This window comes from Streptomyces sp. NPDC050416, from assembly GCF_044458845.1.
In the GTDB taxonomy this organism is placed as follows: Bacteria; Actinomycetota; Actinomycetes; order Streptomycetales; family Streptomycetaceae; genus Streptomyces.
The window spans coordinates 485,425-511,598 of record NZ_JBITII010000007.1 but is presented as its reverse complement, the minus strand read 5'-3'; the positions used below and the strand labels follow the sequence as shown (position 1 = coordinate 511,598).

Sequence of the window (26,174 nt, the reverse complement as noted above, 5' to 3'; positions counted from 1 at the left end):
GTCATGCCAGGCGGCGGAATACCGGCTTCACCGGGCGTCCGCCCAGCCACGGAGTGGGGTCGGCGGCGTCCAGGGCCTTGCGGTACACCGCACACGCCTGCGCCACAACGTCGACGGTGTGGTCAATGTCGGCGTCGCTGAGCGCGCTGCTCACCACGAACGACGGGGCGAGCACCCCGCCCGCGAGGAGCCGGTGCAGGAACAGGGTGCGGTACCGCTGCGACGGCTGCCCGTTCTCGTCGAGGGTGGCGAAGACCAGGTTGCTGGCCCGGCCCCGGACCACTATGTGGTCGCCGACGCCCATGCCGGCCGCGGCGGCGCGGACCCCGGCGGCCAGCCGCTCGCCGAGGGTGTGCAGCCGCGCGGTGATGGCCTCCTCGGAGTAAGTGGCCTGCACGGCCATCGCGGCTGCCAGGGAGTGCGTTTCCGCGCCGTGCGTGGTGGACAGCAGGAACACCCGCTCGCCGGAGTGCCGCAGGCCGCCGAGTTCCATCAGGTCGCGGCGCCCGGCCAGCGCGGAGACGGCGAAGCCGTTGCCCAGCGCCTTGCCGAACGTGGACAGGTCGGGGACGACGCCGTACAGGCCCTGGGCGCCCGCCTCGGACCAGCGGAAGCCGGTGATCATCTCGTCGAAGATCAGCACGCAGCCGTGCCGGTCGGCCAGCTCGCGCAGGCCGGCGAGGTACCCGGGCGGCGGCTCGGAGTGGGTGGCGGGTTCGAGGATCAGGCAGGCGATCTCGTCCTGGTGGCGGGTGAGCAGTTCCTCCGTGGCGGCCAGGTCTCCGTAGGGGAACGACACGGTGAGGTCGGTGGTCGACGCCGGGATGCCGGCGGACATCGGCGTGGTGCCGATGAACCAGTCGTCGACGGAGAAGAACGGATGGTCGGCGCAGAGGGCCACTCGGGGGCGCCCGGTGGCGGCGCGGGCGAGGCGTACGGCAGCGGTGGTGGCGTCGGAGCCGTTCTTCGCGAACTTCACCATCTCGGCGGTCGGCACCGTGGCCAGGAAGCGTTCCGCGGCCTCGGCCTCGACGATGGACGGGCGGACGAAGTTGGAGCCGCGGTCGAGTTCCCGCCGCACCGCCTCGATCACGCGGGGGTGGGCGTGGCCGAGGCTGACCGAGCGCAGGCCGGAGCCGTACTCGATGTAGCGGTTGCCGTCGATGTCCCACACGTGGGCACCGTGGCCGTGGCTGATGACCGGGGCCAGGTGCTCGGGGTACTGGTCGTCGCCCTTGGCGTAGGTGTGGGCGCCCCCGGGGATCATGGCGTGCAGCCGCTCGTTCGCCCTGCGCGACCGGGGCAGGGCGAACTCCTCGGTCTCCGCGGTGTGTTCGGTGTCCACGTGGACCTCAGCTTTCCAGTTGCTTCAGGACCTCGGCGAGGCTCGGCGCCTGCCGGTCCCGCTGGGACATCGATGTGACCGGCAGCGGCCAGGGGATGGCGAGCTCCGGGTCGTCGTGGGCGATCGTCACGTCCTCGGCCGGATCGTGCGGGCGGTCGATCCGGTACGAGGTGTCGGCGGTTTCGGTCAGCGCCTGGAAGCCGTGCGCGCACCCCGCCGGGATGTAGAGGGTCGTCTGGGTGTCGCCGGACAGTTCGAAGAAGGCCCGGCCCAGGTAGGTCGGCGAGTCCGTCCGCAGGTCCACGACGACGTCGAAGACCTTGCCGTACGAGCACCGCACCAGCTTGGCCTCGCCGGCGCCGGAGCGCAGGTGCAGGCCGCGCAGCACGCCCCGGACCGAGCGGGACAGGCTGTCCTGGACGAAGGCGCCCGGGTCGAGGCCGACGGAGCGGACCACGTCGGCGTCGAAGGTGCGGCAGAAGAAGCCGCGCTCGTCGGCGTACGGCGTCGGCTCGAACAGGTACGCGCCGGCGATCTGCGGGACTTCGGTCGCCTTCATCGAGCCTCCCGATACATGGGGGTGTGGGTGTGGTCGGCCGCCGGGAACAGGGCCGTGGTCAGGGCGGTGAACTGGTCGGCGAGTTGCCGGGTGGCGACCTGGCTCCGCTCGGTGAGGGTTCGTCGCAGCTCGGCCGATCGCTTCTCCAGCGCCCGGAACTGGTCGAGCAGCCGGTCGGCGTCGACCTCGCGCGCCGGGTGGCAGAACGTGTCCAGCCCCATCCGGGCCATGAGCGCGTCGCTCTTCGCCGCGTAGCTGAGGGCGAGCGTCGGTGTGCCGGCCTTCAGGGCGCAGACCAGGTTGTGGTACCGGGTCGCCACCACGGCGTCGGCAGCCGCCGTCTCCGCCATCAGGTCGGCCAGCGAGGCCGCCTCGGCAGCGGTGACCAGCGGCGAGTCCACCGCGTCGAGGATCGCCGCGACCACCGGCGCGTCGCACACGTCACCGGTGAGCAGCCGGACCGGCCTGCCGTCCTCCACCAGTGCGCGGACGAAGCGCGTCACCCCGTCGAGGTAGCGCCGGTGGATCTCCTCGGCCCGGGCGCGATCGTCGTTGCCGCCGTGGAACGCCATGACGCCGACGCAGACCCGGCCCGGTGAGTCCGGGGGGTCGGAGGGCGCGTTCGTCCGCGGCGTCGGCAGGGCGAACGCGAGGTCCGGGTAGACCTCGTCGCGCGCGGTGTCCACGCCCATCGTCCGCATCGCGTCGCGGGACTGGTCGTCCCGGTACGAGCGGTACGCGGCCAGCCGCGCCGACCAGCGCACCAGGGCCCGGGTCGGCCGGTCGCCGATCGGGGCGGCGCCGACGCCGACCAGGGCGACCCGGGTGCGCAGCAGCCGGCCGGACGCGCAGAGCAGGAACAGCGAGTACGGAAAGCCCCACGGCCGCAGCGGCAGCGTGGCCTCCAGGACGCCCATGCCCGGCACGATCACCGCGTCGTGCCGGCGTACCCAGGCGGCGGTGCGGAAGGCGTCGACGAGTTTGCCCAGGCCCTTCGCCGCGATCGCGCCGGCACGCGAGGCGGTCCGGTACTCCCCGCGGTACCAGTGCAGCCGCGTCGCGGGGATGCCGTACCGGGCCGTGACGACCTCGGGGCCGCCGCAGAGGGCGTCCACGACCGCCTCCGGGTGCTCGGCGCGGAGGTGTCCGAGCACGGCTTCGAGCGACCCGTCGTTGCCGAGGTTGCCGGAGCCCAGCAGGCCGAACACCCCGATGCGGGCGGGGGTCACGCCTGCCTCCCCTCACGGCCGGCGACGAGGGCGTCGACGGAGACCGTGAGCCGGCCCGGGTCGACCGGGGCGCGGTCCTCGACCCGCTCCCCGGCTCCCGGCCGGACCCGGCTGGTCAGCCACGCGGCCAGGTGGCGGTAGCAGGCGCGCCGGTCCGCCGGGGACAACGGCGCCCGCCGGATCGCCGAGGCGAAGCCCAGGACGTACTCGGCGAGCAGCCGGGGCGTCGGGTGCAGCGGGCCGGCCCGGCGCGGGTCCAGGTTGACGCACCGGGAGCGCTTGGACGGGTTCGCCCGCTCGGCGCGGGTGGGGTGGTCGCGGCGGAAGTACAGCAGTTCCGGCACCTGGTGGAAGGGCCCGTGCAGGGTGATCTCGGCGACGAACGTGCGGTCCGCGTGGTGGTAGCTGTCGTGCGGTTTCACGCGGCGCAGCACGTCGGCCCGCATCACCCCGTAGAAGTCGTCGCCGCCGGGCTCGAACAGCAGGCTGCGGAAGCGCTCCGGCGCGTGCGGCGAGTCGGTGGCGAGCCCGTACTCGTAGGGGACCTTCACCTGGCCGTCGCCGTCGATGACCGCCTGGCCGGAGTGCGCCAGGATCACGTCCGGCCGCTCGTCCAGGGCCTCCACACAGCGCCGCAGCAGGTCCCGGGCGTACAGGTCGTCGTGCGAGGCCCACTTGAACAGCTCGCCGCGGCACTCGGTGAACACGTAGTTGTGGTTCGGCGCGGCGCCGATGTTCCGCGAGAGGCGGATGTACCGGATACGGGAGTCCTGCGCGGCGTACGTGCGGCAGGTGTCCTCAGTGCCGTCGGTCGAGGCGTTGTCGGAGATGACCAGTTCGAAGTCCTCGTAGGTCTGGCCGAGCAGGGCGTCGAGCGCCTCGGCGAGGTACTCCTCGCCGTTGTAGACGGGCAGGCCGATGCTCAGCCGGGGTCGGGCGGTCATGGCGTCCTCACTTCACGGGAAAGGTCTTGGTGGCGCTCGCGCAGGGCGGAGCGCAGGTGCAGCCACCACACGGCCGAGCTGCAGACGGTCGCGGCGGCGACGCCCCAGGCCGAGCCGACCGTGCCGGCCAGGGCCGCCCCGCCGAGCCCGCCGATGACGTAACAGGCGGAGGCGAACAGCTGGCTGCGCAGGCTGCGCCGGGCCGCGCCGAGCGCGCGCAGCCCGGCCGCCGCGCCGGTGCCGAGGCCGGCGCCCGCGACGCCGAGCGTGGCCGGCACGATGAGCTCCGCGGCAGAGCTCCAGACGTCGCCGAGCACGAGCTCGCCGAGCCGGTCCGGCATCAGCAGCAGTGCCGTGCCCCACAGCAGTGCGGCGGCGGCCTGCCCGCCGCCGAGCAGGAGGCAGAACCTGGCCAGCCGGTGCGGGGCCCGCCGCAGCACCCGTGCCGCCTCCGCGACGGTGACCAGCGAAAGCCCCATCAGCACGGCGAGGAACGGGCCGAGCAGCAGCTCCGCGCCCCGGACCGCACCCACCGCGCCGACGCCGACGATCGCGCCGAGCCCGTACGCCCGCAGCTGACTCGCGCCGCTGACGCCGACGTTCTCGACCAGGTACCGGTAGCTGAGATCGCGCTGCTCGCGAAGCCACGCGCGCGCTCCGGCCGGCCGCGGCCGGATGCCGGCCTGGAAGCAGCCGTACACCGCGGCCACCGCGGCGGAGGCGCCCCAGGCGAGCACGAAAGCGGCCACGCTGCCGACGCGGGCGGCCACCACCATGGCCGGGACGAGCGCGACGCCCCACACGACGTCGTTGACGAACGCCTTCCGCCCGGTGCCGGCGGCGAAGAACGCGTACCGCCAGGCGTCCTGCAGCAGGAGCCCCGGCAGCATGACGCCGAGGCAGGTGAACGCGGACCCCACGCTGCCGCCGAGAGCCGGCCCGGCCACCACACACGCCGCGCCGATGGCGGCACCGACACCGAGGGCGGTACCCGACGACCGGGCCACCGCCCCGCGCCAGGAGGCGTCCGGCACGCCGCTGAAGCGCACCACGAGCGGGTCGGTGGCCAGCCCGCGGGAGACGCTGAGCACCACGCCGTAGGTCACCCAGGCCAGGCTGAACACGCCGAACGCGGCCAGCCCGAGCGAGCGTGCCACGTAGACGCCCACCGCGAAGTTGGTCACGCTGGAGGCCGCCTGGTCGGCCAGTCCCCAGGACAGCCGGCCGACGAGGGCCCGCCGGGCGGACCCGGCCGGTGTCGTCGTCTCCCCGCCGGTGGTCATCGGCGTCATGCCTTGATCAGTCCGGCGCCGCGCAGGGCGTCGGCCGCGGCGGCGACGGTGTCGAACGGCAGCCCGGACCGCTCGGCGACGTCCAGCAGACTGTGCTCGCCGTCGGAGAGGTTGAGCACCCAGAGCATGGCCATCTGGGCCTGCTTGGTGTCGCTGCGGCCGCCGAGCGCGTCGTACAGCCCACGGCGGCCCAGCTGCGGTTCGCCGTAGGGGCTGAGGTTGAGGTACCTCCGGTTGCGGTCGAGGACGGCGAACGCCTCACGGCAGACGGCGAGGGTGTCCGCCATCGCCTCCGGGGAGACGAAGTCCAGGTTGTCCGCCGAGGTGTGGTACTCGGGGTAGCCGGCGTACGGGGTCCGGGTGAGCGAGCCCACGCCCAGATCGAATCCGGGTGAGCAGAACTGCCGCTCGTCGTAGCCGTACGGAGTGAACTCGGTGATGTGGTGCGGGCGTTCGGAGGCGGCCAGCACGTGCCGCAGCACACGGTCGATCTCGGCGTCGCCGCGCCTGCTCCGCTTGTACGTCAGCCGGCCCGGGTCGCCGGCGCAGGCCAGCACCAGCCCGTGCTTGACCCGTTCCACCCGCTCCGCGTTGCGGGCGAGCCAGGTGATCGCCCCGATGGTGCCGGGCGCGAAGAGGAACCGGTAGGTGTAGTACGGGGTCCGCTCCGCCAGCTCCCGGGCCAGGAACGTCGCCACCGCGATGCCGGCCAGGTTGTCGTTGGCCAGCGACGGGTGGCAGACGTGGCAGGAGACGATCACCTCGTCGGGGACCTGCCCCGGGACCACGTGCTCGGCGTAGGTGAGGTGGCCGTCGGCGAGGGTGGAGTCGATGCGCACCTCGTACGCGCCGTCGGGCATCGCGTCCAGGGTCTCCTGGGCCAGGCAGAACCCCCACTCCGGCTTGTAGTAGCTGGTGCGGTACGGCACCCAGCTCGGGTGCTCCGGCAGGGTGTGCAGGTGTTCCCGCAGCTCGGCCAGCGGCAGGGTCGCCGACACCGGCACGCTGTAGCCGAGGACGTGGAGGCTGGACGCGGCGAAGTCCACGACCCGGTGGCCGGCGGTGTCGGCGATGTACGCGTCGCGGATGTTCCACTCCTGCGGCACGGTCCAGTCGAGCACCTGGGTCCCGGTCGGCACCTCGTGGACTTGCAGCGGGATGTGCTCCCCGACGATGTCCAGGGTGGCGCGCACACCGTCGCCGGTGATGCTCCGGCACAGCGGGTACAGCCGCTCCACCAGCGCGTACATCTCCTCGCCGTTCTCGGTCACGGGCGCCACCGCAGGGTGTCGTCGACGGCGCCGGCGTCGGATGCGGCGCGCAGCACGGCGAGGCGGGTGAAGCGCCGGTCGAAGTCCTCGCGGGTCAGCCCGTGTGTCCGGTAGGTGTCGGCGAGTTCGAGCGCGCCCCGCTTCACCGTCCACTCGCAGTCGAAGCCGGGTATCGCCGCGCGGAACCGGGAGAAGTCCACCCGGTACGACCGCGGATCGGCCCCGGTCTCCCCGGTGATCACCACCTTCGAGCCGGGTACCGCCTCGGCGACCTGCCCGGCGATCTCGGCGACCGTGACGTTGTTGGCCTCGCTGCCGATGTTGAACGCCCGGTCGTGCACGGCTTCCCGCGGCGCCGTCAGCGCGGCCGTGAAGGCCCGGGCGATGTCGGCGGCGTGCACCAGCGGGCGCCACGGGGTGCCGTCGGAGAGCACCAGCACCTCGCCGGACAGGAGCGCGTGGCCCACCAGGTTGTTGAGCACGATGTCGGCGCGCAGCCGGGGCGAGTAGCCGAAGGCGGTGGCGTTGCGCATGAACACGGGGGTGAAGTCGCCGTCGGCCAGCGCGTGCAGGTCGTCCTCCACCCGCACCTTGGACTCCGCGTACGGCGTCACCGGGCGCAGCGGGGCGTCCTCGCCCACCAGGTCCTCGCCGCCGGCGGCGCCGTAGACCGAGCAGGTCGACGCGTACAGGAAGCGCCGCACTCCGGCGTCACGGGCCAGCCGGGCCAGCCGCACGGACGCGTGGTGGTTGATGTCGTAGGTGAGCTCCGGCGCCAGCGATCCCAGCGGGTCGTTGGAGAGGGCGGCCAGGTGGATCACGGCGTCGACGCCGGCCACGTGTTCCGCTGTGACGTCCCGCAGGTCGACCCGGTGCCCCCGCGGGTCGGCGGGCGTCGGGCCGAGGACGCAGTCGGCGAACAGGCCGGCGTCGAGGCCGACGACTTCGTGTCCGGCGGCCGTGAGGACCGGGGCCATCACGGTGCCCAGGTAGCCCTGGTGTCCGGTGAGCAGTACGCGCAAGGTTCAATCCCCCAGATCGAGAACGAGTTTGGTGACGGCGAACGCCTCGGCGTAGCGCTCGTGGCATTCGATGCCGCGGATCCGGGCGAGGCCCAGGAAGGCCTCCCGGTCGTACCAGGGCCGGTGGCGCTGCGAGGGGTAGTGCTCCTGCAGCAGCCGCACCTTCTGTTCGGCGATCTCCGGCGACAGCGGCTGGTAGGCCGCCGGACGGCCGAGATCGCCGTCCCACTTGACGATCTCGTAGCCGAGCACGAGGTGGTCGCGGAACGCGGTCGGGATCAGCCGCGCCAGGCCGCGGTGGTCCTGGTGCGCGTCGTCGGTGCGGGGGGCCAGCACGAGGTCCGGCTCCGTCTGCGCGCGCAGTTCCTCGACCGCTGCCTTGGCCTCCTCCCAGTGCGCCGGAAGCCGGCCGTCCGGCAGCTTGTGCACGGTCAGCCGCAGGTCGGCGCCCGGGCAGAAGGCGGCGAGCGCGGCCTGTTCCTCCTGCTCGCGTTCGCTGCCGCCGCCGGAGAGCACCAGCGCGTCGACGCGGACACCCGGCCGCGCCCGGCACAGCGTCAGCAGCGTGCCGCCGGCGCCGATGGCGATGTCGTCGCAGTGCGCGCCCACCGCGACGATCCGGTCCAGGGGTCCGGCCCCGAGCCGGATCACGCGCTCACCGCCGCGCTGTCCTTTTCCCACACGGCCCACGGGCGGTCGCCCCGGGCGTAGGCCTCGTCGAGCGCGGCCCGTTCCTTCACGGTGTCGGTCGGCTTCCAGAAGCCGCGGTGCTGGTGCGCCACCAGCCGGCCGCGCTTGGCCAGTTGGGCGCAGCCGTCGGCGACCAGGTCCCCGCCCTCCGGTATGTGGTCGAAGACCTCCTGGCGGAGCACGAAGTAGCCGCCGTTCTCCCACAGCGGCAGTTCGCTCACCGCGGTGATGCCCCCCACCAGGCCGTCCTCGCCCAGCTCCACGCAGTGGAACGACGACTGCGGCGGCACCACCATCATCGACGCACCCGCGTCGCGCCGGGCGAACCGGTCGATCATCTCCGGCAGCGGGGCGTCGGTGAGCACGTCGGCGTAGTTGGCGAGGAACATCTCGTCGCCGTCCAGGTGGTGCCGCACCCGGCGCAGCCGCTCCCCGATCGGCGACTCGATGCCGGTCTGCGCGAAGGTGATCGTCCAGTCCGAGATGTCGGTGGACAGCAGCTCGGTCCGCCCGCCGCGCAGTACGAAGTCGTTGGACGTCGTCTCCTCGTAGTTGAGGAAGAAGTCCTTGATGTGGTGCGCCCCGTACCCGAGGCACAGGATGAACTCGGTGTGCCCGAAGTGCGCGTAGTAGCGCATGACATGCCAGATCAGCGGCCTGGGGCCGACCATCGCCATCGGCTTGGGCACGTCGTCGGAGGCGCCATTGCGCATCCGCATCCCGTAACCGCCGCAGAACAGAACGACCTTCATGCCTTGACCTCGACAATGCTCAGTTCCGGTATGGGAAACACCAGCCGGCCGCCCCACTCGTGCACGAAGGACAGCTGCTCGACCAGTTCGGCCCGCAGGTTCCACGGCAGGACGAGGACGTAGTCCGGCCTGTCGGCGGCGATCTGATCGGGCGGCAGGACCGGGATGCGGGTTCCCGGGGTGAACCTGCCGTGCTTGTAGGGGTTGCGGTCGACCGTGTACGGGAGCAGGTCGGGCCTGATGCCGCAGTGGTTGAGCAGGGTGTTGCCCTTGCCCGGGGCGCCGTAGCCGACGACCGTCTCGCCGCGCTCGGCCGCCTCGATGAGGAACTTGAGCAGGTCGCGGCGCACCTTGGCCACCCGGGCGGAGAACTCGGTGTACCCGGACAGCTCCTGCAACCCGGCGGCCTTCTCCCGGGCCAGCACGTCGGCCACCCGCTGCGTAGGCTCGCCCGCCGCCTCGGCCGGCCGGGCCCACAGCCGGACGGAGCCGCCGTGCGTGGGCAGCAACTCGACGTCCACGAGCGCGAGTCCGCCGCTCGCCAGGGCCCGGGTCGCGGACGCGACGGTGTAGTACTGGAAGTGTTCGTGGTAGATCGTGTCGTACTGGTTCTCCTCGATCAGGGTCAGCAGGTGCTGCACCTCGATGGAGACCCAGCCGTCGTCGGCGACCATGGCGCGCAGTCCCTGGGTGAAGCCGACCACGTCGGGGATGTGCGCGTACACGTTGTTGGCCACGACCAGGTCCGCCGGGCCGTGCTCGGCGCGGACGGCGGAGCCGGTGTCCGGGCTCAGGAACTCCGTGAGCGTGGGCACGCCCGCCTCGCGCGCCGCGGCCCCGACGTTGACCGACGGCTCGATGCCGAGGCAGCGGATCCCCCGGTCCACCACGTGCTTCAGCAGATATCCGTCGTTGCTCGCGACCTCGACCACGAAGGCGTCGGAGCCGTCGGTGCCGAGTCCCACCCGCTGTACGGCGTCGGCGACGAACGTGCGCGCGTGCTCCACCCACGAGGTCGAGTACGAGGAGAAGTACGCGTACTCCTTGAACGTCTCCTCCGGCGTGATCAGCGGCGGGATCTGCGCCAGCCAGCAGTCGGTGCACACCCGCAGGTGCAGCGGGTACGCGGGCTCCGGCCGGTCCAGTTGGTCCGCGGCGAGAAAGCTCTCGCACGGTGGTGTCGCGCCCAGGTCGACGACGCTCGCCAGCGCCGCCGAGCCGCAGAGTCGGCATCGTGTCATCTACTGCCCCCCATTGATTCCGTCCCCCATTGATTCCGACCCGCGATCGCGGTGCGGTACTCCTCGATCAGGCGCTCCAGCCCGACGGACGGGCTGAAGTCCTGCTCGTAGCGGCGCCGGGCCGCCTCGCCCATCTCCCGGTTGCGGGCCGCCCCGGCCGTGATCCGGCCCATGCACGACGCGAGCGAGGCGGGCTCGCCCGGCCGGTGCAGCAGCCCGGTCACGCCGTCCTCGACGAGTTCGACGAAGGCGCCGTGACCGGCGGCGACGACCGGGACCCCGGCCGCCATCGCCTCCACGACCACCAGGCCGAACGCCTCCAGCCACGTCGAGGGGGCCACCACGGCGACCGACCGCGCGACGGCCTTCCGGCACTCCGCCGGGTCCAGCAGGCCGACGTAACGCACGTCGTCCCGGCCCGCCGCCCAGGTGGTCACCTCCCGCTCCAGCGGCCCCGTGCCGGCGATCACCAGCGGCACCCCCACACCCCCGCCCGCGGCGATCTCGTCCCACGCGGCCATGAGCAGCCGCACGCCCTTGGCCTCCGCGAGCCGGCCGAGGTAGAGCAGATGCTCACCGGCGTCCGCTCGACGGGTGTCCGGCTCGGGCACGAAGTTGTGCTTCACCGCCAGCCGCTCGGCCGGCATACCGGCCCGCACCAGAACGTCGCGCTGCGCCGCGGAGATGCAGAGGAACCGCTCCACGCCGGACCACCACCGCCGCCGGTTGACCGACAGGCTGACCGCGAGCGGCACCGTCGCCAGCCGCGAGTTCCGGTAGCAGCCGTGCCGGACGGCGGGCAGCGGCGTCGCCCCGACGCACTCGGTGCACGGCCGGCCCTCCCGCTGGAGCGTGCCGGGCGGGCAGACCTGGGTGTAGTTGTGCAGCGTGGCGACGGCGGGCACGCCGGCGTCGGCGCAGGCGGCCAGCACCGCGGGCGACAGGAGCGGGAAGACGTTGTGGACGTGCACCACGTCCGGCCGCTCGGAGCGCAGCCGGGCGGCGAGTTCCGCGCGGACCGCCGGGTTCCACGGCACCAGCAGCGGCAGCGCGGCCTTGCCCAGCAGGGACCGGGCGGCGATGTCGTCGCTGCGCCGCTCGAACACCTCGACCCGGTGGCCGGCTCCGCGGAGCAGCGCCACCTCCTGGTCGACGACCTTGTTCTCCCCGCTCGGCTGCGCCGAGGCGTAGCGGTTGTGCACCACGAGGACGTGCATGCTCAGGTCACCTCCGTTCTCCGGGATCGCAGCGGGACGCGTCGGCGAGGGACTTCGGGCGCCGACGGGGGAGGGGCCGCGGGTGCCGCCAGCAGTGAGGCGGCCACGGCCAGGTGCAGCAGATACGGCGAGGCGTCGCCGAGCCCGGCCTCGGTGTACGACGCGATCGCGCAGTAGCTGATCAGGAAGATCGCGCAGGCCCTCGACAGCGACGGCGGCCGCAGCAACGCCACGCCGCCCAGCACGACGACGACCGCCGCCACGAGCGCGACGCCGGTCATCCCCTGCTCCTGGTAGACGGCCAGCCAGCTGTTGTCGATCGGCAGCCCGCCGAACGACTTGTCGCCCAGGCCCGCGCCGAACAGGTGCTCCGAGGTCGTCCGGGGTGCTGCCAGCAGGGCGTCCCAGACCTTGGCCCGGCCGGTGAGGTTGGAGAAGTTCTCCTGGCTCTGCCCGCGCAGGAACCACGCCCGCAGCGCGGAGCTGAACGCCACCGCGGCGACCGTGGCGCACAGCACCGACCAGGCGAAGAACCGGCGGGCGGCGGCGCTGGTCAGGACGAGCGAGCCGATCGCCAGCGCCAGCCCGATGAGCAGGCCGAGCGTGGCCGTCCGGGTGTGGGTCAACGCCAGCAGGACGAGGGACGGCACGATGACCACGGCCGCGCTGCCCCGGTCGGTCCGGCGGCCCAGGACGAGCAGCACGGTGAGCCCGATGATCACCGCCGCGTACTGTCCGATCTGCGGCGGGGTGAGCGGCCACAACGCGCCGACCAGCCGCCCGCCGTAGAGATCGGGCAGGGCCGCGCCCGGTGAGATCACCAGGCCGGCGGCCACCGACCCGAGCACCGCGAAGTACATCCGGATGTGGTGCCGGACGAAGGTCAGGCCGCCGTCCCACCAGCGGCTGAGCAGCCACAGCGTGCCTACGAAGAGGGCCAGCCGGGCGCAGCGGAACAGCGCACCGAACCCGGACTCCAGGTCCGCGCTGGAGATCACGCTCGGCACCAGCAGCAGTGTGAGCAGCAGCAGGAAGGCGCTGGGCCGGATGCGCAGCCGGAGATTGAGCGCGAGCGCCAGCGCGAACGCGGCGACCAGCGCGCCCATGGTGACCATCTGGATGAGGGAGCGGGGCAGCGGGACGATGGTCTTCGCCCCGGCGGAGCCGAGCGTGTTGAGGACCAGCAGCCCCCAGACTGTCCCGACGATCTTCGGCGTGTGGTCCGCGGCCATCTCAACCACCGTCCTGTGCGCGGAAGGTGCTGCCCGCGTCCTGCCGGTACGGCATGCCCTGCCACTGCCCGGAGTCGAGCTCCCGGCTCGGGTCGTGGGCGACGAAGGTCCAGGGCCCGACGTAGACGTTGTCGTGCCAGCGGTTGTGCTGCTTGCGGGTGATCGCCTCGGCCACCCGCTCGCCCTGGTACGGCGACCAGTCCGGATAGGTGCCGTAGTTGGCCAGGACCGCCATACGGCCGCACTTCACCGCGCACTTGACGACGGACGGGTCCAGCACGAAGCGGTTGTGGTGGATGTCCACCCGCTGGGTCTTCCAGCGGCAGTCGGCGTAGAGCGGCGCGGTCGCGATCGCCGGCCGCGCACAGCGGTCGGTGTCCCGCACCAGCAACGTGCAGTCACCGGAGGAGGTGTTGGCCGGGCTGTTGCAGAACCGGTCGGCGTTCTCCCACAGCGTGATTCCTGACCAGTTGTCCTCCAGCACGTTCCGCGCGATCTCGATCCTGTCCGTGCGGGCCCGGACCCGTGGTTCGCCGCCGGACTCGGACAGGTAGACGGTCGCGAACGGGAAGCTGTCGCCGCGGTCGGCCGCCTTGCGGCCCTCGACCCAGTTGTTCCGCCGGATCGTGTTCTTCCGGATGACCGCGTTGTAGCTGGTCTCGTAGATCAGCGCGGCGCCGTCGTTGGCCTCCAGCACGTTGCTCTCGATGCGGAAGTCGTTGTTGTTGGTGTCCGCCCACAACCCGGCGCCGCGGTTGCCGTGCACCCAGTTGCCGCGTACGTCGGCACCGTCGACGGCCCAGAACTTGACGCCCCCGGTGCAGCCGCAGCCCGGCCGCCGCCGTTCCCAGTCGCCGGTGTTGTTGCCCGTGATCTCGTTGCCCTCGACCACCAGGCCGCTGAGCCGGCCCTTGCCCTTGTACGCGTTCATGCCGTACTGGCCGTTGCCGCGCAGGCAGCTGGCACGGACCCGCTGGCGGGCACCGGCCATCAGCCCGGCGCCGGAGTTGTGCTGGATCGTCGCGTGCTCGATCACCCATCCGTCGGCCGAGTCGTGGTTGACCACGCCCTCGTCATGAGGCGCGACGAAACGCTGCACGGTCAGGTGGCGGATGGCCACGTCGCGGGCGGTGCCGCCGAACGCGTACTGGTTCTTCTTCCCGCCGTCGAGCACCGCGCCCGGCGCACCGAGGTAGCGGTTGCCCTCCTTGGGGACGACCTGGGCGTAGCGGTCCGGGTCGAGCCGGTGCTTGCCCGGCCGGAGCCAGAACGTGGTGTGCGGGGGACTGCTCTTGGTCTTCGCGGCCAGGTCACCGGCCTTCGCGGGGTCGACCGTCACCGCGCCCGCCGGCGCCCTCACCGGCCCGGCCGCGGGCTTGGCGCACACCCGGGCCACGGCGACGGACCCGGACGCGGACGGCGCAACCGTCGGCTCCGCCCCGGCGCTCGGCGCGCTCGTACAGCCGGTCGCGGACAGCAGAGCCACCGCCAGCGGCCCCGCCGCCAACACCCTGTGCCGTCTCCTGATCCCCACGCGCCCGCCCCTAGGGGGCTTCTGACGGATCTCCGCGGCGTCGCGACGCCCGGCACGCACTCTCGCCGCACCGGGCAAAAGGCCTAGTAGCTCCGCTACGAGGCCTTCCGCCCGGCACGCCGAGAGCACGCACCGAACGCCGCTCCTTCTTCCACGGAGATCCATCAGAAGCCCCCTAGCCGCAGAACCTGAGCAGGGTGGTGAAGTCCTCCGCGCCGTCGGCGAAACCCGTGCCGACCAGCGTGGTGGTGGGTTCCTTGCGTCCGAAGCCGGCGGAGTACCAGCCCAGCGGCGGGCCGGTCTCGCCGCGATGCGCCCGCCAGGTCAGCTGCCCGGGCAGGTCGAGCACCGCGGAGCGGTCCTCGCCGTCCCGGGTCCAGGAGAGCTGTGCCCGGTTCCCCACCAGGTCCGCGGTGATCGCCGGGCCGAGGTGGAACGCCAGGCGCACCTCCCGGCGCGGGCCGTGTGGGCCGCGGACCTCGTCGACCACCCGCAACTCCCGGCTCGCGGCCGTCAGTTCCACCCGGCGGCGGTGCACGGAGGGCCGGTAACCGTCGTGCTCGGCGCACCAGCGGGCCACCCCCTCACCGGAGGTGTCCGCGACCAGGACGCGGGTCTTTGCATGCCGGGTCCACAGGAACGGGCCGCCGGAGACGGACTGGTCGCCGCCGTCCAGCTGCAGGGTGTTGTGGCCGAGGGTCGACCGGAAGTACTGCCGCCACTCGGGCTGCCCGTGGTAGCAGTACGTCCCCGGGTCGGCGAGCACGTCGACCCCGTCGTGCCGGACCTCCACGGACAGCGCGTCCGCGTGGGCGTGCGCGGCGATGGACAGGAACCCGTGAGGACCACCGTCGCAGCGGCACCAGATCTCACCCGGACCGCGCAGGATGGTCATGCCGGCGTCCGCGAAGTGGGCCGGCCGGCTCGCCGGGCGGGTCACGGACAGTTCGGTGGGCTTGACGAGCGCGGCCAGCAGCGGGGTGCGCACATCGGTGCCGGTCACCTCCGGCCACCAGGCGAGCCGGCCGAACACCGCGTCCCCGGTGGCCAGCAGCGAGGCCCAGCGGTCGGTGCCCGCGCCGTCCACGACCAGACCGTGACCGTCGTCCGCGTCCCCCTGGCGCGGCGGCCGCAGCCGGCTGTCCACGACGGCGGCGAGCGCGTCCGTCATCCGCAGCAGCACCAGCCGGACCGACGCGGGGACCGGCACGCCCCGGGCATCCGCCTCGGCCACCGCGGCCAGGCCGAGCTCCAGCACCAGTCCGTGGTACTCGGTGGCCAGCTCGCGGTTGAGTCCGGAGCCGAAGGTGTTGGCGCGCAGGTGCCGCTCCAGCGTCCGCAGCGCGTCGGCCCGCCAGCGCGCCGAGGCGGGGAACCACCCGAACGCGCAGGCCGCCGCGAACTGACCGGCGGCCTCGGCGATGACGTGGTTGTTCGCCGACGAGCCCCGGCTGGGGAAGGCGGCCAGCCAGCGCTGATGGTGCCAGATCTGGTTCAGCGCCACCGGGTTGTCCTCGAACAGCCCGGCCGCGCCCGGCCAGCCGTCGAGCAGCCGGCGGATCCACACCCACGACAGCAGCCGGATCCCCAGCTCGATGCCGCTGGTCCAGTGCACGCCGCGCAGCGGCGCGTTGGCCGCCCACCACGACCGCAGGTGCTCGGCCACGCGCTCGGCGTACCGCTCGTCGCCCGTGACCGCGTAGGCGGCGGCGAGCCGGGTGAGGTACTGGTGCCGGGACAGCTCCCAGATCTGCTTGATGTCCCCGACCGTGTCCTCGTCCCGGTACGGCACGTCGAAGGCGTAACCCCACGGAGGCCGGCGCCCGGTCTTCGGGTCGTACCACCAGTCCGGGTGGACCAGGTCGTCGCGGACCACCCCGAAGAACTCGGCGTGCCCGGCCATCAGCCGGTCCGCCTCGGCGACGAGCCGTTTCGCGGCGTCCGGGGGGATCGCGGCGATCGCCCCGGCGGGCAGGGCCGCGGTGAACCGGGCGCCGGTCACGCTCGGGCACGTCGGCCGCGCCGGCCGCCACCGCCGCCTGCGCACCGCGTCGCCCACCCGGCCGCCGACCTCCCGCGGCCCCATCCGGGACAGCCGCCGCAGGTACCAGCCCGCGCTCATGGTCATCGCGCGCTCTCCAGCGTCACCGGCGCGCCGCCGGCCAGGCCGGCCCGCACGGCGAGGGTGGCCGCCGTGGTGGCGACCAGTGACTGAAGCGGCACCGGCATCGGCCCGCCGGTCCGCACGGCCTTGACGAAAGCGGCCAGTTCGGCGTTCTGGCCCTTGTCCCGGGCCTTGGGAAGGCGTGAACTGACCCACTTCTTGCGGCCCCCGTAGACCGAGGCCCGGACGAAGTCGTCGAGCCGCAGCACCTTGCCGTCCGCGACCAGGTCCAGCGTCTCCTTGGGGAAGCCGGGCGAGCCGGTGGTGACGTAGCTGATGGTGGCGGTGGACCCGCCCGGGTAGCGCAGCACGACCTGCAGGTCCTCGTTGCCGGGCGTGCCGGTCGCGTACACGGAGACGGGGTCGGCATCGAGCAGCCAGCTCGCCGTGTCGATGAAGTGCCCGCCCTCACCGGCGAACCGCGAGCCCTCGGTGCCCTGCTGCAGGTACCAGCTGCCGTGGTCCAGCCGGCCCGCGTTGACCAGGTAGCGCAGGCTCGCCGGACCGGTCAGAGGGCCGAACCGCTTCCTGGCCTCCTGCAACAGCGGCGCGAACCGGCGGTTGAAGCCCACCTGCAGCCGGTCGTTGCCGGACTCCTCCACCGCCGCGAGCACACCGGCCAGCTCCTCCTCGGTGAGGGCCAGGGGCTTCTCCACGAACACCGCCTTGCCGGCCAGCAGCGCCTTCCGGGTCAGTTCGGCGTGCGAGCTGTGCCGGGTGACGACGAACACCGCGTCGACGGACGTGTCGCCGAGCACGGCGTCGAGGTCGGTGGTCGCCCCGGCGAAGCCGAACTTCCGCTGCGCGTTGGCCCCGGACAGCGCCGTCGTGGTGACGACGGTCGACAGCTCGACGCCGTCGCGCTGCGCCAGGTGCGGCAGCAGCATCGACGTCGCGTAGTTTCCCGCGCCGACGAACGCGAGGCGCACCGGCGTCTTGGGGGCCCGGGCCGGACTCGGCTTCCTGCCTCCAGTGGACACCGCGGGCACGGCCACCGCGGGGGCCGGCGCCTCCGGTGCCCGGTCGGGGTACCGGAACAGCACCGCGACGGCCTTCAGTTCGCCGTCCTTCAGGCTCCGGTACGTCTCGACGGCGTCGTCGAAGTCGGCGATGCGGGAGATCAGGGGCTCCACGTCGACGCGGCCGCGGGCGAGGAGATCGAGGAAGCAGGCAAGGTTGCGGCGCTCGGTCCAGCGCACGTAGCCGATCGGGTAGTCGCGCCCCTCCAGCTCGTACTCCGGGTCGTAGCGCCCGGGGCCGTAGCTGCGGGAGAACCGGACGTCGAGCTCCTTCTCGTAGTACGCGTTCCACGGCAGGTCCAGGCGGCACTTGCCGATGTCGACGACCCGGCCGCGGTCCCGGCTCAGCCGGGCGGCGAGTTCGACGGGCTGGTTGCTGCCGCCGCCGGCGGCCAGATACACCTGGTCCACGCCGTGGCCGCCGGTCAGTTCGGCGACCGCCGTCTCCACGGCTGCGGAGGCGGGATCGCCGCAGGCCGCCGCGCCGAGGCGTTCGGCGAGCTCGCAGCGCACCGGGTCGGGGTCGGCCCCGATGACGCGGACTCCCGAGGCGGCCAGCAGCTGCACCACCAGCTGCCCGATCAGCCCGAGGCCGATGACGAGAGCCACTTCGCCGAGCTGTGACTCGCCCTGGCGGACGCCCTGCAGCGCGATCGACCCGACGGTGCCGAAGGCCGCGTGCCGCGGCGCGAGGCCGTCCGGCACCGGGGCGTACAGGTTCTTCGGCACCCAGTTCAGTTCGGCGTGCAACGCGTGCTCGTTGCCGGCGCAGGCCACGAGGTCGCCGACCTTCACGTCGTCGATCCCGGCGCCGACCTGCTCGACCACCCCGCACAGCGAATAGCCCAGCGGCGTGTAGGAGTCCAGCTTGCCCATCACCTTGCGGTAGGTGGCGGGCACCCCGTTGGTGGCCACGCTCTGCACGACCTTGGCCACCTGGTCCGGCCGGGAGCGGGCCTTGCCCAGCATCGACATGCCGGCCTCGGACACCTTCATGAGCTCGGTCCCGGTGGAGATCAGCGAGTAGGCGCTGCGGACCAGCACGCCGTCCGGCTTGCACCCCGGCACCGGCACGTCGAGCAGCGCCAGTTCGCCGCTCTTGTAGTTCTGCACAACCTGTTTCACTCAAACTCCCCAGAAGTCGCGCCCCGGTACCAGTACTCGAGCGTCAGCACATGCCACAGATGCTTGGAGAAGTCCCGCTGTCCGGCCGCGTCCTCGGCGACCATCCGCGCCAGCGCGTCACGGCGCAGGAACCCGGAACGGACGAGCAGGCCGTCGTTCACCACCTCGCGCACCAGCGGCGCCAGATCCCGGCTCATCCAGGCGCGCAGCGGGGCACTGAACAGCCCCTTGGGCCGGTACACGATCTCCCGGGGCAGGACCGAGACGGCCGCCTCCTTGAGGACGGCCTTGCCCTGCCGTCCGACGATCTTGCGGTCACCGGGCACGGCGAACGCCGCCCTGACCACCTCGATGTCAACGTACGGCACCCGCACCTCGGTCGACGCGGCCATGCTGGAGCGGTCCGTGTAGGCGAGGTTCAGGCCCGGCAGGAACATCCGGGCGTCGGTCAGGCACATGCGGTTGACGAAGTCGTCGAGGTCGTTGTCCTCGTAGGTGTCCGCATGTTCGGTCAGCACGTCGTCGACCGTCCCGGCCAGGTCAGGGTCGAGCAGGGCGAGCAACTCGGCCTGGTCGTACATGGTGTAGCTGCGCCGGAACGCGGTCTCCTCCGGAAGACCGGCGAAGGACAGGAACCGCTTCGCGAAGCGCACCGAGCGGTACCCCCGGCGGGACGTGGCGACCGGCAGCCGGTCCACCGCCGCGGACACCCCGCGCCGCAGGGGCCGCGGCACACGCTGGTAGCGCAGCGCCAGCAGATTGGCCAGGTGCTTGCGGTACCCGGCGAACAGCTCGTCGGCGCCCATCCCCGAGAGCATCACCTTGACCCCGGCCTCCCGGGCGGCCGAGCAGATCAGGTACGTGTTGATCGCGGCGGGGTCACCGATCGGCTCGTCCAGGTGGTACGTCATCTGCGGCAGCAGGTCGAGCACGTTCGGAGCGATCTCGATCTCCCGCAGGTCCACGCCGAATTGCTCGGCCACCTGGCGGGCGTAGCGCAGGTCGTCCGGCATCGCCTCGAACCTGGCGTCCTCGGCGCGGAACCCGATCGTGTAGGCGGAGATCCCGGGCCGGTCGCGGGCCGCCAGCGCGGTCAGATAGCTGGAGTCGAGACCACCGGACAGGAAGGTCGCCACGGGGACGTCCGAGAGCAGGTGACGCCGGGTGGACTCCTCGACGACGGCCGCGATGTCCGGCAGCTCGCCGGCCAGCGCCCGCTCCCGGCCCTCGGCGGCGACGTCCTTCAGGTTCCAGTACCGGCCCCGCTCCACCCGGCCGTCGGGCCGGCACCGCAGCCAGCTGCCCGGCGGCAGCTTCTCCGCCTCGCGGAACGCGCAGCGCGAGTCGGGCACCCAGTAGTACAGCAGCGAGGCCACCAGCGCCGCATGGTCCACCTGGAGCGTCCCGCCGGTGACGGCGGCGAGCGCCTTGAGTTCCGAGGCGAACACCAGCCCCTCGCCGCGCCGGAGCAGGAACAGTGGCTTGATGCCCAACTGGTCCCGGGCCAGCACCAGTTCCCCGGTGCGCTCGTCGAAGATCCCGAACGCGAACATGCCCCGCAGCCGCGGCAGGCAGTCGGTGCCCCAGCGCCGCCAGGCCTCCAGCAGCACCTCGGTGTCGGAGCTACCGCGGAAGCGCACCCCGGCGGCGGCCAGCTCGGCCCGCAGCTCGGGCGCGTTGTACAGCTCGCCGTTGTACGTCAGGGCGAGGCCGTCCGAGACCATCGGCTGGGCGCCGGTCTCGGACAGGTCGATGATGGCCAGCCGGCGGTGCCCGAGCTGCACGTCGCCGTCACCGGCGGGGTGGCCGTAGCGGCCAGCCCCGTCGGGACCGCGGTGGGCGAGGGCATGGGTGAGCCGGTCGGTCACGGCCTTCCCGTCGGGCCATCGGTACGTGCCTGCGATGCCACACATGTGCTACCGCGCCTCCTGGTTGCTGTCCGGGACCCCCGCCGCCCACATCGGCAGCCGCTCCGTCCGCCGCCGGCCCTCCCCGACTGCCTGAACGGCGTGGGAGGTACCCCCACCGTTCCGCCGGGCCGGCCGCTCGCCGCGGCCGCGCAGCGCGGTGTGCAGCCCGTCCCACAGCGTGCCGTCGGTACGGTCCTGCGGATCGGGGTCGATCAGCACCACGCCGATCACCGCGATGCGCTGGTCCGCGAGCTGCCGCGCCACGGTGTGCAGCCAGGCGGCGCTGCCGTGCCCGGCACGCACGACGAGCACGGTCCGGGTGCCGAGGTACCGCAGGTCGGTCCACGCCGTGCCGGGCGCCACCGAGCCGACGCCGAGGCCCAGCTCCTGGTCCGGTACGGCCTCGGCACGCTCGCCCCCGACCACGGCGGGGTCTCCCGGCTTCGGGCGGCGGCGGGCTAGCTGCGGGTGGGGCAGGCCGTCGATGACGACCACCGGCCCCTCGGCCGCCAGTGCCCTGGCGAGGTCCACGGCGATGACGCTCGTGGTGCGCGCACAGCCCAGTTCCAGCAGGGACACCGGTTCCGCGGAGCCGCGCACGGTGCGGGCCAGGAAGGTGGTGAGGTGTTCGCGTGCCGCCCGGGTCCTCCGGCGCCGCCACAGCCTCGCCGGCAGGCGGGGGGCGCGGGGCAGCTCCGCGATGACCGAGGCGCCCAGGTTCGCCGCGATGTCCCGGCGCAGCACGGGGCGGTCCGCCACCACCGAGCCGACAGCGGCCACCGCGAGCCCGAGGACGAGCCCGAGGACGAGTCCGATCGCGGCGTCGGTGACAGCGGCCTTGGGCAGGGAGTGCCGGACCGCGCGCGGGGCGTCCACGATCTGCGTGCCGGTGACGAGTTGGGGCGTGCCGACGCGGGCCTCCTCGGCGCGCTGGTCGAAGTCGGCGATCCGCGAGGTGAGTTCGGCCCGGCGGGCGAAGAGCGACTCCATGCTCGCCGACGCCTCCGGGCTGCTCTCCGGCGGTCCGTCCCCGATCGCCTTGTTGACCCCGGCGAGTTCCTTCCGCATGCGGTCACGCTGGTCGAGAAGGGCCTTGGACTCGGCCTTCGCGGTCTCCCGCATCCGCCGCACATGGTCCGCGACGAACGCGTCGGCCAGCGCCCCGGCCCGGGCCACCGCTTCCGCGTCGCTGTCACCCGTCACATCGATCTGCAGCACGTTGTTGGAAAGGCCGGTGCCCCGGTAGTCCCGCATGAAGTCCTCCGGACTCTCCGGGGACTCGAGGGCCCGCAGGGCCTTGCCGGCGATCCGCGTGGTGTGCAGCAGCTCCACATCGGTGCGGATCAGCGTCCCGGTGTCGTTCGGCTGGTCCTCCTTGTGCGCGACCAGCACCTTGGCCACCGCGCTCGGCGGCGGCGGCAGCAGGACCGCCACGGCCGCGCCGATCAGCAGCCCCAGCAGCGCCAGGGAGCACCACAGGCGGCGGCGTCTGCGCACCGCCACCACCAGCGCCTGCAGATCCAGCAGCGGAGCGGCGGCCGCCGGTTCCGAAGTCTCGCTCGTGGTCACCGTGCACCTCCCGTCACGTGGCCGCGGACCGCGAGCTCCGGCGCGGCCTCGTCCGAAGCACGGCCGGCAGACCGCGTCGTGCGGTCCCGGGTCGTGCCGGCGACGACGACGCCGACGACCTCGTGCCCCGCGTCCGCACACGCCTCGGCGACGCCGGCGAGCTCCCCCGCGGTCCAGCTGCCCGCGCTGAGCACCACCAGGGCACCGGACTCGGTGCCGCGGTCCGGCACCAGCGGCCCGGGCACCGAAACCCCCACCACCCGCGGCACGGCGTATCCCCTGTCCGAGGAGCCGGGGGAAGGTTCGCTCCCGGCCTCGGCGACGAGCTGCCCGGCGGCCCGGACGGCGACCTCGTCGCCGTCCGGTACGACGACCAGCAGCCGCCGCGCGTCCGGCAGCTGGTCCCGGAGGCGGGCCCACACCCGCCGGTACCGGATCCGCCGGCCGGCCTCGCCGCCGGACGGCTGCGGGGGCGGTACGTCCCACCGGGTGTCGAGGCCCAGCAGCCGGCGGATCCGGGCCCGCGGGCCGCTGCCCTTGGGCCGGTGCGCGGGCTGTTCATCAGGTACGTCGACGGTGCCGAGCAGGGCGGAGTCCAGCGCCGCGGCGATCTCCGGTGCGGTGCGCAGCCGGCGGCTCATCCGTGCGGCCGTGAGATGGCCGACGACCGCGAGGAGGAAGAACAGCAGCGCCCCGGCGACGACGAGTTGCACCCTCGTCGGCGCCGCCTCGCCGGTCGGCCGGGCCGCCGGTCCCATGACGACCATGCCGGCCTTGCCGGTCGCCGGGTCGGCCTCGTCCAGCTTCTTCATGGCGTCCAGCAGCGCGGCACGCAGCTTCTCGAGCTCGGTGCGGGCCTGCACGCTCTCCACGGTCCGCCCCGGGTCGGCCGCCTCGGCCAGGTCGGTGATGCGGCGGTCGGTCCGCACCACCGTCTTGCGCAGTTCCTCGGGCGCGTCCGCCGCTTCGGGGTCGGGGTTGTCGCCGGCGAGGCGCGCGGCGAAGGTGACGAACTGCTCGGCCACCTGGTCGGAGAGCCGCTGCGCACGCTCCGGGGTGTCGGCCGTGCCCGAGATCTCGATGATGTTCCCGTCGGCGGTCTCGGCGCTCACCCGGTCCCGCAGCTCGCCGCCGCCGACCCCGGGCCAGCCGAGTGCGGCGGCCGCGCGGTCGACCACCACCGAACTGGTCGCGATCTCCGCCTGGGTGAGCAGCTCGCGCTCCTCCCACTGCCCCGGCAGCAGCACCGACGCCGACGTCGTGTACCGCGGCGGGAACACCACCGAGGCGCCGTAGCCGACGAGGGCGCCCACCACGGCGAGGACGGCGAGAAGCCGCCCGCGCCGGCGGAGAATCCGCCCGATCGTGACCAGGCGTATCGTGTCATCGCTCAACGGCGCTGCCTCTTCCCTGTGCGGACCGGGTGGCCCGCCGACGCCGCGGTGCGGTCACGGCAGGCGGCGGCGTAGGCGGCGAGCAGCGATTCCTGCGAGTTCCGCCAGGACAGCGGTCCGCTGATCCGCTCCTGGCCGATCTTGCCCATCCGGGCCCGCTTCTCCGGGTCGTCCAGCAGCATGGCGATGAGCCCGGCGAACTCCGCCTCGTCGTCGGCGGGTGCGTAGACGGCGGCGTCACCGGCGGAGACCCGCGCCTCCTTCAGGTCGAACGAGACGATCGGCCGGCCCATCGCCATGTACTCCAGGACCTTGTTCATGGTCGACACGTCGTTGAGCGGATTGCGCGGGTCGGGGGAGAGGCACACGTCCGCGGTGGACAGGTAACGCACCAGATCGGCGTCCGGAATGCGCCCCGTGAACTGCACCTGCTCGGCGAGCCCGAGCCGCCGGGACAGCTCCACCATCGCGTCGAAGGCGTCGCCGGAGCCGACGAACACGGCATGCCAGTCGGTCCGCCCGAGCTCGTCGCGCAGTTTCGCCAGGGCGCGCAGGGCGTAGTCGACACCGTCCTGCGGGCCCATCACGCCGAGGTAGCACAGCAGATGGGGCTTACCGCGCTTCAACTCCGGCTCGGGCGGCACCGGCTGGAACCGGTCGACAGCCGGTGCGCTGCGCACCACGAAGACGTCCTCGGGCCGCCGGCCGCCACGGCGCAGCGCGACGTCCCGGTAGCTCTCGTTCGTGGCGAGGACGATGTCCGCGGCCCGGTAGGTCCGCCGTTCCAGCGCGCACACGGCGCGGTAGAGCAGGTCCTCGCCGCGGCCGAACCGGGAGAGGTACAGCTCGGGTACCAGGTCGTGCTGGTCGAAGACGAACCGCGCCCCGCGCCGCTTCAGCCACAGCGCCGGAAGGAACAGCAGGTCGGGCGGGTTGCAGGCGTGGACCACGTCGACGGGGCCGACCTTGCGGGCCAGCCGGGCCGTGTGCCACAGCGCCGTTCCGTACTCCTTCAGGTAGCCGGCCGGCCCTCCGGTGGCCGCGCGCAACGGGTAGCGGTGGATCCGCACCCCGTCGATCACCGCCTCCGGCTCCGTGTCGCGCTTGCTCCCCTGCGGACAGATGACGTGCACCGTCCAGCCCGCGTCGCGCAGCGTCGTGCACTCCTGCCACACCCGCCGGTCGAACGGCACCGACAGGTTCTCCACCAGGATCAGCGCGCGCCGGCCGGGCCGGCCGCCCGCGGCCGTGTCGTCGAAAGATCTGTCACCAAGCAAGGCCCACATACCCCGGTTCGGCCCGGCGCGCATCGGCGTCGGGAAGGTGGACGAGATCGACGAGCACCGGGCCCTCGCTGTGGGGCAGTGCCGCCAGCACGGCCGGATCCCTGGTCCCGACCAGGCACACCTCGGCGTGGTCGAGCACCTCGTCCACGGACGCCGCGAGCAGCTGCGCGAGGTGCGGCAGCCGGTTCTCGATGTACTCGCGGTTCGCGCCGATCAGCCGGGAGAGGTTCACGTTGGCGTCGTAGATCCGCAGGTCGTACCCCTTGCCGAAGAGCCTCTCCGCCAGCTCGACGAGCGGGCTCTCGCGCAGGTCGTCGGTGCCGGGCTTGAAGGACAGCCCGAACATGCCGATGCGGCGCTTTCCGGTGCGCTCGACCAGGTCCACCGCGCGCTGCAGATGGTCGGAGTTGGAAGGCAGCACGTGGGCGAGGATGGGCACCGAGACGTCGGCCCGCTGCGCAGCGTGGACGAGGCTGCGCAGGTCCTTGGGCAGGCAGGAGCCGCCGAAGGCGAAGCCGGGCCGCAGATAGGCGGGGCTGATGTTCAGCTTGCGGTCGGCGAGGAACACGTCCATCACCTGGTGCGAGTCCACCCCGAGCGCCTGGCACACCGCGCCCAGCTCGTTCGCGAAGCCGATCTTGAGTCCGTGGAACGCGTTGTCCGCGTACTTGATCGCCTCGGCCGTCGGGACCGGCACCCGGAACACCTCGCCGGGCAAGCCCTCGTACAGCGCCGTCACCGCGTCGCCGCTGGCCGGGTCGAGCTCGCCGATGACCGTCTTGGGCGGGTCGAAGAAGTCCCGCACGCTCGTGCCCTCGCGCAGGAACTCCGGGTTGACCGCGACCCCGATGTCCACCCCGGCCGTGCCGCCGACGTACTTCTCCAGGATCGGCACCAGCAGGTTCAGGCAGGTGCCCGGGAGCATGGTGCTGCGGAACACCACCGTGTGCCGCCCGCCCCGCTCGGCCAGCGCGGCGCCGATCTGCTCGGTGACCCGCTCCAAGTACGTCGTGCACAGGCTGCCGTTGGGCTCCGACGGCGTGCCCACGCAGACCAGCGACACCTCGCTGCCCATGACCGCCTCACGGACGTCGCCGGTGGCGCGCAACGCTCCACTGCGCACGACCTCGGCGGTGAGCTCGCCGATCCGCTCCTCGACCACCGGGGCCTTGCCGTCGTTGACCAGGTCGACCTTCACCTGGTTGACGTCCACCCCGATGACCTCGTGACCCATGCTGGCCAGGCACGCGGCCGACACGCAGCCCACGTAGCCGAGCCCGAAAACGCTGACCCTCATGACCCGTCCCTCCCCCCAGGCAGGCCCTTGTGGCCTGCTGTCCCCCCGAGCAGGCCCTTTCGGCCTGCGGTCCGCGTCCCCT

Annotated in this window: 20 protein-coding genes; all 20 read right to left on the bottom strand. The window is 72.9% G+C overall.

All coding sequences use genetic code 11. The features are described 5' to 3' along the window. Position 1: 1 nt before the first annotated feature. The 20 genes from ACIBL4_RS24410 to ACIBL4_RS24315 all read right to left on the bottom strand — a co-directional run bounded on the left by ACIBL4_RS24410 (position 2) and on the right by ACIBL4_RS24315 (position 26,092). On the bottom strand, positions 2–1,345 hold the full coding sequence (locus ACIBL4_RS24410; RefSeq protein ID WP_399413424.1) for a glutamate-1-semialdehyde 2,1-aminomutase: 1,344 nt from the start codon (positions 1,343–1,345) through the stop codon (positions 2–4). 7 nt (positions 1,346–1,352) lie between these two features. After that, positions 1,353–1,904 (bottom strand): dTDP-4-dehydrorhamnose 3,5-epimerase family protein, encoded by a 552-nt coding sequence (locus ACIBL4_RS24405; protein WP_399413422.1) that lies wholly within the window; start codon positions 1,902–1,904, stop codon positions 1,353–1,355. Then, on the bottom strand, positions 1,901–3,133 hold the full coding sequence (locus tag ACIBL4_RS24400; RefSeq protein WP_399413420.1) for a polysaccharide pyruvyl transferase family protein: 1,233 nt from the start codon (positions 3,131–3,133) through the stop codon (positions 1,901–1,903). Before ACIBL4_RS24400 ends, ACIBL4_RS24405 begins: the two co-directional genes overlap by 4 nt. Then, the gene (locus ACIBL4_RS24395; protein ID WP_399413418.1) at positions 3,130–4,077 is read right to left on the bottom strand and encodes a glycosyltransferase family 2 protein; all 948 of its coding nucleotides are present in this window, start codon (positions 4,075–4,077) and stop codon (positions 3,130–3,132) included. The genes ACIBL4_RS24400 and ACIBL4_RS24395 overlap by 4 nt, the downstream gene beginning before the upstream one ends. Further along, on the bottom strand, positions 4,074–5,369 hold the full coding sequence (locus tag ACIBL4_RS24390; RefSeq protein WP_399413416.1) for a hypothetical protein: 1,296 nt from the start codon (positions 5,367–5,369) through the stop codon (positions 4,074–4,076). Before ACIBL4_RS24390 ends, ACIBL4_RS24395 begins: the two co-directional genes overlap by 4 nt. Beyond that, positions 5,366–6,649 carry a DUF4910 domain-containing protein gene (locus ACIBL4_RS24385; protein ID WP_399413414.1) on the bottom strand — a complete coding sequence of 428 codons (1,284 nt, stop codon included), beginning with the start codon at positions 6,647–6,649 and terminating at the stop codon, positions 5,366–5,368. The genes ACIBL4_RS24390 and ACIBL4_RS24385 overlap by 4 nt, the downstream gene beginning before the upstream one ends. After that, entirely contained in the window at positions 6,637–7,662 is a 1,026-nt protein-coding gene (locus ACIBL4_RS24380; RefSeq protein ID WP_399413412.1) for an NAD-dependent epimerase/dehydratase family protein, read from the bottom strand. The genes ACIBL4_RS24385 and ACIBL4_RS24380 overlap by 13 nt, the downstream gene beginning before the upstream one ends. 3 nt (positions 7,663–7,665) lie before the next feature. Continuing rightward, entirely contained in the window at positions 7,666–8,313 is a 648-nt protein-coding gene (locus tag ACIBL4_RS24375) for a PIG-L deacetylase family protein (protein WP_399413410.1), read from the bottom strand. Next, on the bottom strand, positions 8,310–9,104 hold the full coding sequence (locus ACIBL4_RS24370; protein WP_399413408.1) for a glucose-1-phosphate cytidylyltransferase: 795 nt from the start codon (positions 9,102–9,104) through the stop codon (positions 8,310–8,312). Before ACIBL4_RS24370 ends, ACIBL4_RS24375 begins: the two co-directional genes overlap by 4 nt. Then, positions 9,101–10,345, bottom strand: a complete 1,245-nt coding sequence (locus ACIBL4_RS24365; protein WP_399413406.1) for a class I SAM-dependent methyltransferase — start codon at positions 10,343–10,345, stop codon at positions 9,101–9,103. Before ACIBL4_RS24365 ends, ACIBL4_RS24370 begins: the two co-directional genes overlap by 4 nt. Further along, a complete protein-coding gene (locus ACIBL4_RS24360) occupies positions 10,342–11,562 on the bottom strand; it encodes a glycosyltransferase (protein ID WP_399413404.1) in 1,221 nt (406 codons plus the stop codon). The genes ACIBL4_RS24365 and ACIBL4_RS24360 overlap by 4 nt, the downstream gene beginning before the upstream one ends. Positions 11,563–11,564: 2 nt before the next feature. Further along, positions 11,565–12,794 carry an O-antigen ligase domain-containing protein gene (locus ACIBL4_RS24355; RefSeq protein WP_399413402.1) on the bottom strand — a complete coding sequence of 410 codons (1,230 nt, stop codon included), beginning with the start codon at positions 12,792–12,794 and terminating at the stop codon, positions 11,565–11,567. A 1-nt stretch (position 12,795) separates the two neighbouring features. Further along, entirely contained in the window at positions 12,796–14,328 is a 1,533-nt protein-coding gene (locus tag ACIBL4_RS24350) for a right-handed parallel beta-helix repeat-containing protein (RefSeq protein WP_399413400.1), read from the bottom strand. Between the two features lie 175 nt (positions 14,329–14,503). Continuing rightward, entirely contained in the window at positions 14,504–16,456 is a 1,953-nt protein-coding gene (locus ACIBL4_RS24345) for an alginate lyase family protein (RefSeq protein ID WP_399413398.1), read from the bottom strand. Beyond that, positions 16,453–18,636 (bottom strand): bi-domain-containing oxidoreductase, encoded by a 2,184-nt coding sequence (locus ACIBL4_RS24340; protein WP_399413396.1) that lies wholly within the window; start codon positions 18,634–18,636, stop codon positions 16,453–16,455. The genes ACIBL4_RS24345 and ACIBL4_RS24340 overlap by 4 nt, the downstream gene beginning before the upstream one ends. Further along, positions 18,633–20,549, bottom strand: a complete 1,917-nt coding sequence (gene asnB, locus ACIBL4_RS24335; protein ID WP_399413394.1) for an asparagine synthase (glutamine-hydrolyzing) — start codon at positions 20,547–20,549, stop codon at positions 18,633–18,635. The genes ACIBL4_RS24340 and asnB overlap by 4 nt, the downstream gene beginning before the upstream one ends. A 3-nt stretch (positions 20,550–20,552) precedes the next feature. After that, positions 20,553–22,115, bottom strand: a complete 1,563-nt coding sequence (locus ACIBL4_RS24330) for a Wzz/FepE/Etk N-terminal domain-containing protein (RefSeq protein ID WP_399413392.1) — start codon at positions 22,113–22,115, stop codon at positions 20,553–20,555. Continuing rightward, positions 22,112–23,509, bottom strand: coding sequence for a polysaccharide biosynthesis protein (locus ACIBL4_RS24325; RefSeq protein ID WP_399413390.1), 1,398 nt, complete (start codon positions 23,507–23,509; stop codon positions 22,112–22,114). Before ACIBL4_RS24325 ends, ACIBL4_RS24330 begins: the two co-directional genes overlap by 4 nt. Further along, complete coding sequence (locus tag ACIBL4_RS24320) at positions 23,506–24,786, bottom strand: glycosyltransferase family 4 protein (protein WP_399413388.1); 1,281 nt, start codon at positions 24,784–24,786, stop codon at positions 23,506–23,508. The genes ACIBL4_RS24325 and ACIBL4_RS24320 overlap by 4 nt, the downstream gene beginning before the upstream one ends. Continuing rightward, on the bottom strand, positions 24,776–26,092 hold the full coding sequence (locus tag ACIBL4_RS24315) for a nucleotide sugar dehydrogenase (protein ID WP_399413386.1): 1,317 nt from the start codon (positions 26,090–26,092) through the stop codon (positions 24,776–24,778). The genes ACIBL4_RS24320 and ACIBL4_RS24315 overlap by 11 nt, the downstream gene beginning before the upstream one ends. Positions 26,093–26,174: the final 82 nt, after the last annotated feature.